Here is an 8,077-nt window from a genome sequence, read left to right on the forward strand (position 1 = left end):
GCGCTAAATAGTCTTCTTGTACGTTTTGTCATAATGTCACCTGTTAACTTATGAGGTGATGATATCACCTCTAACTAAGTGACCAAATTCAGCGTACCACTACAAGTAGAGGAATTGCTATTGATCTAATGAAATAATGATTAAGGGTAGAGAGTGAAACTAAGTACTTTAAGGGGATTTAGTATAGAAAGGAGTGCTATATATAGGAATACGCATAACTCGAACCAGAATTCAAACAGTTACAAAGAAATTTGCAGCATTAGTTCACATAAGTTTGCATCGAAAGGCTGCAAATTTGAACCACTACTTAAATTCAACGTGGTAAAATTACCACACTCCAATCAACCACCTCGAGATACACGGTAACCACACACATGGCGGACATGTGTAACAAATTTTTTGGATAATTATGAGTAATGAACCATAGAATCATTCTGACTTTTAAAATTGCTTAAAGTACTGGTGTTCTGCATTTAGATACCCACAACCCGATCACTAAAGCCATCTGTTGTTTGATGTGAATTCTCAAATGAACCAGTACAGATAACAGACTGAACAGAGAAATCTAGCTGTGATTTTTTCGCTACCAGTGTACGTTGAAAGCTCTCACTTATGTCACATTCACCATCTGTAACCATCAATACATCGGCCTTGTTAAACTTCTCTTTGCTTCCAATTATGTCGATAGCTCGCTTAAGTGGGTGTTCGAAATCTGTGCCGCCAGAAAATTCGTTGCAAATGAACGGCAGAAGACCAGTGGAAGATGTTTCGCCTAGATGAAACTCCTTAACCTGATCACTTGAACCAAACAACAACACGTACAACTCACGCTTCTCTTTGGTGATGATTGAGTGTATTGCCAATAAGAGTGCTCGTGCTTTTAAGATCGGCTCTCCCATCATGCTACCTGAGGTGTCTAAGCAAGCGACAATTGGTCCTTTCTCTTCCTCGGAATCACTCTTTTCTTCCAAATCAATGTGATGACCAAGCATCTTATATGTTGAAAGATTAGATTCGAGGAATTTAGCGTAGAAGAGGTGTTCGAGATCTTCATTTTCCAGCAAGGCAAGTTCGGGAGGCAACACTCGGGAAATATCAGCACTCTTGTGTGTACCATAAACCTCGTTAGTATTAGCTCGCTTCACTTGTGTTTGCTTAGTCGTCTCTGAAATATAAGCTCGCCCTAAGGTTGCTAATATCTCTTTGATTGCTTGATTGGACTCTAGCTCTTGAGCTAATGAAGAAAAATTAATATCTTTAGCAGCTTTCAATTCGTTGTAAGTAAAACTATAACCCAACCCCTTACTTAACTCAGATGCTTCTTCCCCTGCATTTTTCAACTTGCCAAGTTGCTTCTTATATTGGTTAAGGTTCTTCAATGCAGATGTTGGTAAATTCTCATCTTCAATCTCTTTTGAGTAGCGATCTAACTCAGCTTGAGAGTGTTTAAGTGCTTGCAGAGTTTGATGGTCTAAGGGGGTGTTATTAAGTTGCTCGTATATCTGATTTAAATCACTCTCTGAGACGGAGTTCCCTTGACTCTGATCCCATAAACGCCACTTAGTTGCACTAATATGCTTTTTGGAAGAGCGCTTTAAAGCTCCGATGGTAAGTTCCCAAGTTTCTTCCATTTCAAAAAGACTTTTGAGCTTGTCCAAAAGCCCTAGATTTGAATTTTCTGGGGCTTTCTCAACGCAGTTGCGACTAAATTCATGACAGTTTTTAATGAGTAGGCCATAGAATGCCTTATCACCAACTTTTGATTCCGCTTCACCAGCAACAATGGGATGACCAACTGCGCCATTAGAGTCACAAGACACGTAGATTTTACTGTGTAGCTTACTACTATCAACAAAAGTTGAAGGTGAGTCTAGTTTTACCTCGGATTCAAAAGCACCAGTTACAACTATATTGGATATTTCATCGTCACCTATATAGATACCGGAGTGCTCAACACCAGCGTAAAGGTCACTATAGACAACACTCCCTTCTACTGGTGTTACTTTTGAGCGGAAGTTATCGTCAATAAAGTATTTAGTTGCCTTTGTAGCTAACTTGACAAAGCTAAACTCTGTAAGAGCAGGAGTGACCGCTCCAAACAACATTCCAACTATCGGTATCATAACCAAATATTCGCCTTTAGTTGCTGTTCTAGCTTTGACTCTTTATCTTTATCACTCGGAGTATTGCTTTGAGCTTTCATATAGAAGCTACGCTTAGGAAGTGAAAATAGTTCAATTCTTTCATCTTGCCACTTTGTATTAGCGTTATACCGCTTAATTCTTTCATTTACTTGTTCAAAGAATCGACAACCAGCTTTTGCTTTTCCTGCTGACTTAGTTACATCAAAATCATTTGCGACTTCATTGAGATGACCTAAAAGCCCCCTAACTTTTAACTCCTCTTTCATCCAAGAGATATGTGTTTTTGTAAGATCTTTACAGCTCACTTTAACCATATACTCATGAGTATCTTGGCCTAATAATTCGTTAATCTGCTCTTGGAGTTCTCTGTTTACCTTGTCTTGATGAATTTGATTTATCGCAGTAAAAACTCCGTCGCTACCTCCAAACATGCTTATACCCTCCCGCTAAGATTCTGATTTATAATGTCATTCACTATATTGATATTATTACTATCTGACCATAGGATAAACCTCAGCAAGCTAGTATCAGATAAATCTAAAACATATCTTCCACATGTATAAGCCGACACTTTCATTATTTTAACCGCTTTAACTAGCTTACGGTCTGAAAGTACCTCATCAGAATTTTCAGAAAATTTAGAATCATATGCTTTCTTGATATCGATGATCACTTTTTCGATGTCTTTTGGTATTTCAACTTTCTTACTTTCTACACCAATCACCTTGATTTCATCTCTAGTCAGCTTTAACTCATCAGGTAATGAAAATGGACTCGGGTTTAGTTGCAGCAATTTTGATACATTCTTATCACTCACATGCGAGACAAATTTCTTAATCAAAAAACGATCATAAAGCGCACCAAGTTCGTCATGACCTATTGGCAATTCATTCGATGCCGCAACCATTGAAAGTAGCGGGGTTTGCTCTTTATTTACACCATTATGATAAGTGCGTTCATTCATAATAGTAAGGAGCGAGTTGAGAATCGCTGAATTGGCTTTAAAGACTTCATCTAGAAAAACAACATCAGATGTCGGCATGTAACCCTGTGTATTACGGCTATAAACATCAGACTTCAATTTCGAAATAGAAAGCGGACCAAACACCTCTTCTGGTGTGGTGAACTTAGTCAACAAGTATTCAAAATAGGAGGCATCTTTAACAACCTCTACAAGTCGTCTTGAAATTTCACTCTTCGCGGTCCCTGGAGGACCAACAAAAAGAACATTCTCTTGAGCTAACAGACCTAACACGGCTAGTTTCACTTCTGTATCTCGCTCAATCAAACCTTCCGATAATGCAGCTGTCAACTTAGACAACTTATCTCTTAATTCCATACCATCAACCTTGATATAAACCATAATGCACATAATGAGCCATAAAAACTCAATATTCTTATATCTATTATTATCATAAGTGGGAATTAAGAGGCAAAATTTATCAAAGATCTTACATAACAAACACTACTACATCAGATCCAAAGAGCTTAGCGCTGAGCAAGCTGCGAGAGCCGTTAGAGAGCATTGGGGCATAGAGTCAATGCCATTGGGTATTGGATGCTAATATGAATGAATATACTCCTAGCAGAGCCAACAAAGTTGAGTATTGTCGGCAAGCAAAAACGATGCATGATGAACACAACCATGCTAGAAGCAATAAGATGTCCTTTCAATCAGCTTCAACAAAATACTAGAGCTAAATGTAAGAACGTTACACAACACCAAGAGCGACCACCATTTGCTATAAGCAGAACCTAGTAATTAAGGTACGACAGAGTCGCTTGGTGATCACAACACATTGTGGACGTGTGTAACAAACTTTTGGACAAAGGCTTTTCAGAGTAGATAAAAGCCTTTGCCCCATTGCCTAACAGTCAGTTTGTTCCGAAAGCTTAAGCGCATCATTTAGTTCAACACCAAGAGAGCTAATGGTGCGACAACTTACAAAAGTAATTTTTTTAACCAGTTCCAAGTGAAACAGATTTACAAAGTATTTTTCAGAGTCAATTTCTTTGTAAGTAAATCTCTTCGATAACCGACTTTATTTCTGTACTGGTAAATTGCTGGCGATGTAATTGCTTCTCTATTGCTTTATATGTCGACGGGCTTCTTTGCCCCGCAGCCGAGAATAGTTCGCCAACAAACGCTTTTGAGCTTGCAGGCTGTTGAGCACTCCACTGAATCAATGCCACAGCCGCTTCATATTGCCCCATGCTGGCCAAAGTTTTTAAAGAGGCAACTGATAACTCACTTTCAACCGCTCTGGTATTTATTAACTGTTGTAACTGAGGTACCAACCGTTCGTTAGTAATATTGGTCATGCTCGCTATTGCTATCGGAGACTTCTCGTTGGCTGTATCAACCTGCGCGACTAAAAAATCAAAATTTGGCTCTGCTGCATTTTTAGCGATTCCATTCACTATATCCGGCAAGAATAGGTTGTCACTGGACATCGCTTCAAAACTCGCCTCTAACTGGTTAATATGTTCTGCTGATTGTGAGATTTTTTGTAATGACTTCTTTGCTACATAAATCGCATTGGAATCAGTGATTTTTGTGTTCTCGAGAGTAGTAAGAAGCAAGCCAACAGACTCTTCGGTGTTAATGACGGCAAGCAGGCTCAATAAATATTCTTGGTTTCTAGAATTGAGATTGCTATCTGCTATTTGAAGCAATTGATCAAACTCTTCATAAACCTGCGGATTAGGTTTTTTTCTTAAAGACTCAATGAGTTGCTTTTCAAGCTTAATATTCACTTCTCCTTTAGCAAGTAGCTCTTTCATTTCAATCCAGCTTGCATAACTGTCCACTACCGATTGTTGATCACCTTTGATGTGTTTCTTGGAAGGAGGGTTTATTGGATTTGACTCGATCTTTACTGAGTCTGCTTGCGTTAATGGCGCAGTTTTATCATTGGCGAATTCAGTTGTTAACGAACTATCGGCGTCAGCTTGAACATGACTCTGTGTTTGACCAGCAGTACTTGTTGCAAAATAAGTTGCGACAAGTACTGCGCTGCCAGTCAAAGCAATGGCTAATTTCTTTTTCGTCTTCATAACTCACTCCAACCAATTGAAGTACGAACCAACTCAAACATATCGTGCAAATTAGTGATTTGGCTGGTTTGCTCCGTATGGATCACGTTATCGTTACCATAAGCTGAAGACAAATCTACTTTACGGCCATGAGGTACAAGTAAATTGCTTAGCTGTTGGCTGTATGATGGCACTATCCCATCACCAATAAAACTTTCTCTCGACTGACCTTGCTCAATATAACGCAAGGTGCTTGGGTGAGGGTGGTCACCACCAAACCATTCCCCATATTCATATAGGTCATAGTCTCCTCCAAGGGGTAAATCTTCAGCTAAAATACCAAACTTTGTGCCGTGATAGCTAAGTTGAGCAGTTGTGATATTTTCAAGGGCTAAGATATTATGATTTAAATCAATAATTTCATTCGATTCTGGCGACAAAAAATCAATACTCGGAGCTAGTAAATCCATTTGATAGTCGCCAAATGGAACGCCAAAGTATTTGCGCTCACCAGCCAAGAGTTCTATAACTTCCCAACTATCTTCACAGACGCTACCATCTTGCCTATAGCTACTTTTGGGAGTGCACTTCTCACCCATGTATCGATAGAAACGCCCTAAAGGTGAACCCTGATGTGGCGTGCCGGTGGTTACAAGTGCCTTAACATAATCTTTGTACTTTGAATCTGCACTTTGTAAATAGGCTCTTGCGGCAAGTCCGCCACGGCTATGCCCTAGCAGGATAATTTCAGAATCGATCCCAAGCTTATCAACTATCTGTTTAATTGCAGTTTCAACTTCTTTACCTAAAAGTTCAAAACGAGAGTAATCACCGTTGCAATTTAATGCTGAAATGCAGGTTTTTCCATCAAGTCCTTTAGAACCTAAATTTGAATCTCGATCATAACCGCCAAAGTTGAGCCTAAAGCAAGATTCGCCGTTACTGTTAACTTGAGGCAGAGTTTCTATTTCGCTGCTAATGTTGAGTGTGGGGCATGCGCCTGAATAAAAGTTGTCGTCAGCGACAAGGTTATCCCAAGTAGCTGCATTAGATGCGAGCCCGTGTAGCAATAGGCTTACTTTATTGATATCGATTTCATCTAACACAGCTTGTAAACGGTAGTTAGAATCTTCTTGCGCTACAACAGCAATATAATGGGTGTGACCTTGTTTAAGCCTTTGCAGGCACTTTTCCGAAGATTGATAGCTATTGTTAGATCGACAGTCGTAATCAAATTTGGTTGGAAGCGTACCTTGCTTAATGTATAGATCTACGTCGCCCGTTAGTTGTGACAAGCTTACGTTCAGTAAAATGTCGTCAGGCGTTTCCAACTTATAGTAGTGCCATTGTTCACTTAATATAACTTCTTCTTGAGCTTGAGATAACATCAGTTTGCTTGGGTTCAAGGCTGTATAACGATCTACGTCATATGGGTTCGAGTCTTGATCATTAGGTATTTTGTCACCGTCGATGTCGTCATCGTCACTATCCGCAACGCCATCAATATCCGTATCTAATTCAAGAGAGTTAGATGAATTTCTGGCTACACCTTTAAAGTTATTTATATCACTTTGAATGCTGGCGTATTTGGCTATATCCGCATTAAAGTTACCTTGATTCAGGGCGACATCTGCCAGTTGTTTCGGAGAAGCAGGGAAGGTATTAAGGCGGACTAAGTCAGCAGCAATCAATGTCATCCGTTCATCTTTAGCAGCGATAAAATCAGTTAGGATCCTACTGTCAGATACCTGTAACTGATTGGACACTTTAGTGATAGCAGCGCTTTGAGTCAGCCCTGACTTCATCTTAAGATAAATCAGAGTCGAAAATGGGGTAACTATTTGTTCTCCTGCAGGGGCCGCGAGGGTGAAGCTGTTAGTTATCAGCCTATCTAGGCCTTTATCGAATGTGACTGATTGTTTTGCTTCAACAAAAACTGCGTAATCTTTAGCAACTATCGTATTAGGAATACTGAGTATCGCTTTGCCTTTGTCGTCAGTTGTTGCTGTAGGATTTGATAAAACGTATTTTCCGCTGTTTTTGGAATCTAGCCAAGCTGTCGCGTTCTGTAAATACCCATCGATTGCGGTAATCGAATAATTTGAATAAGTAATTGCAGGGCGTGGATCTGAAGAATCACTTCCTCCACCACCACAAGCGGTCAAAAAGAAAAATGAAAATAGACTCACCCATTTTATTGCGGACATCCGTTTACTCCATAAAAAATAATTAGTCGTATTATGAAGATTTTAACATGCAGTTAAGCTAGTAACTATCTGTTTTAAAACAATTTAGATGCAACTAGCATATTTTTGCAATCCAAAGTAATTTGGGGCGTGATTAATTTTCGCAAAAACAGTAGTTGAATAAAAAGGTATTGATGTTCTAAAAGCAGAATCACTATGACTCTGCCTTTAGAACGTGCCTTTCGGCTAACAGAGCTGTTTGAAGAGCGTTATCAGCTAATGATGGACTCGTTTGTCGAGATTTTGGTAGAAATTCCAGCGGCGGAAGCTCAGGTTGATAATCATTCGATCATTGCAGAGATTGACGGCATCGCCCTGAACTATTTATTTTGCCAAAGACGATTACCCATTGACGGAAATCAAAAACCGCTTTATTCAAAAACAGCTGTTATTGTTTGGTCTTTAACTAAAACCCGATAGAGTTCCATCCCATAGTTTGATGGCATAGAGAAAGTGCAAGCAGCTTTGAATTACACTGCCCTTCTAGTGCTACCTTTCAGATAGCACTTCTTTGAAAGCAAACATTCCATTTAACGCAGCTGGGAAACCTGCATAGACAGACATTTGTATTATTACTTCTTTGATTTCTTCTTCTGAACAACCAACATTAAGGGCTGCATGCAAATGCACTTTTAGTTGCGGCGTACAGGT

General features: G+C 39.5%; 7 protein-coding genes and 1 pseudogene. 2 read left to right on the plus strand and 6 right to left on the minus strand.

The features are described 5' to 3' along the window. Positions 1 to 473: 473 nt before the first annotated feature. The 3 genes from F0249_RS19280 to F0249_RS19290 are packed head-to-tail and all read right to left on the minus strand — an operon-like array spanning position 474 to position 3,483. The gene (locus F0249_RS19280) at positions 474 to 2,123 is read right to left on the minus strand and encodes a hypothetical protein (protein WP_171757544.1); all 1,650 of its coding nucleotides are present in this window, start codon (positions 2,121 to 2,123) and stop codon (positions 474 to 476) included. Further along, positions 2,120 to 2,575 (minus strand): hypothetical protein, encoded by a 456-nt coding sequence (locus tag F0249_RS19285; RefSeq protein ID WP_171757545.1) that lies wholly within the window; start codon positions 2,573 to 2,575, stop codon positions 2,120 to 2,122. Before F0249_RS19285 ends, F0249_RS19280 begins: the two co-directional genes overlap by 4 nt. Positions 2,576 to 2,577: 2 nt before the next feature. Further along, the gene (locus F0249_RS19290) at positions 2,578 to 3,483 is read right to left on the minus strand and encodes an AAA family ATPase (protein WP_171757546.1); all 906 of its coding nucleotides are present in this window, start codon (positions 3,481 to 3,483) and stop codon (positions 2,578 to 2,580) included. Positions 3,484 to 3,610: 127 nt separating this feature from the next. On the opposite strand from F0249_RS19290, the pseudogene F0249_RS19295 reads away from it, so the two are divergent. Next, a pseudogene (locus tag F0249_RS19295) lies at positions 3,611 to 3,804 on the plus strand (ISAs1 family transposase); the annotation flags it as partial. Between the two features lie 344 nt (positions 3,805 to 4,148). Here F0249_RS19295 and F0249_RS19300 read toward each other — a convergent pair. After that, positions 4,149 to 5,201, minus strand: a complete 1,053-nt coding sequence (locus F0249_RS19300) for a hypothetical protein (protein WP_171757547.1) — start codon at positions 5,199 to 5,201, stop codon at positions 4,149 to 4,151. Next, positions 5,198 to 7,387 carry an alpha/beta fold hydrolase gene (locus F0249_RS19305; RefSeq protein ID WP_171757548.1) on the minus strand — a complete coding sequence of 730 codons (2,190 nt, stop codon included), beginning with the start codon at positions 7,385 to 7,387 and terminating at the stop codon, positions 5,198 to 5,200. The genes F0249_RS19300 and F0249_RS19305 overlap by 4 nt, the downstream gene beginning before the upstream one ends. Before the next feature lie 195 nt (positions 7,388 to 7,582). Between F0249_RS19305 and F0249_RS19310 the strand changes: the two genes are divergently transcribed. Beyond that, positions 7,583 to 7,846, plus strand: coding sequence for a hypothetical protein (locus tag F0249_RS19310; RefSeq protein ID WP_253825353.1), 264 nt, complete (start codon positions 7,583 to 7,585; stop codon positions 7,844 to 7,846). 69 nt (positions 7,847 to 7,915) lie between these two features. On the opposite strand, the gene F0249_RS19315 is transcribed toward F0249_RS19310, so the two are convergent. Beyond that, positions 7,916 to 8,077: carboxymuconolactone decarboxylase family protein (locus F0249_RS19315; protein WP_171757225.1), on the minus strand; the 162-nt coding region annotated here is incomplete at its 5' end.

The organism is Vibrio sp. 03-59-1 (assembly GCF_013114135.1).
GTDB lineage: Bacteria > Pseudomonadota > Gammaproteobacteria > Enterobacterales > Vibrionaceae > Vibrio > Vibrio cortegadensis.

Coding starts and splice junctions, on each gene's coding strand:
- F0249_RS19300 (WP_171757547.1), bottom strand. CDS start 5,201: ATGAAGACGAAAAAGAAATTAGCCATTGCTTTGACTGGCAGCGCAGTA.
- F0249_RS19310 (WP_253825353.1), top strand. CDS start 7,583: ATGACTCTGCCTTTAGAACGTGCCTTTCGGCTAACAGAGCTGTTTGAA.
- F0249_RS19305 (WP_171757548.1), bottom strand. CDS start 7,387: ATGTCCGCAATAAAATGGGTGAGTCTATTTTCATTTTTCTTTTTGACC.
- F0249_RS19280 (WP_171757544.1), bottom strand. CDS start 2,123: ATGATACCGATAGTTGGAATGTTGTTTGGAGCGGTCACTCCTGCTCTT.
- F0249_RS19290 (WP_171757546.1), bottom strand. CDS start 3,483: ATGGAATTAAGAGATAAGTTGTCTAAGTTGACAGCTGCATTATCGGAA.
- F0249_RS19285 (WP_171757545.1), bottom strand. CDS start 2,575: ATGTTTGGAGGTAGCGACGGAGTTTTTACTGCGATAAATCAAATTCAT.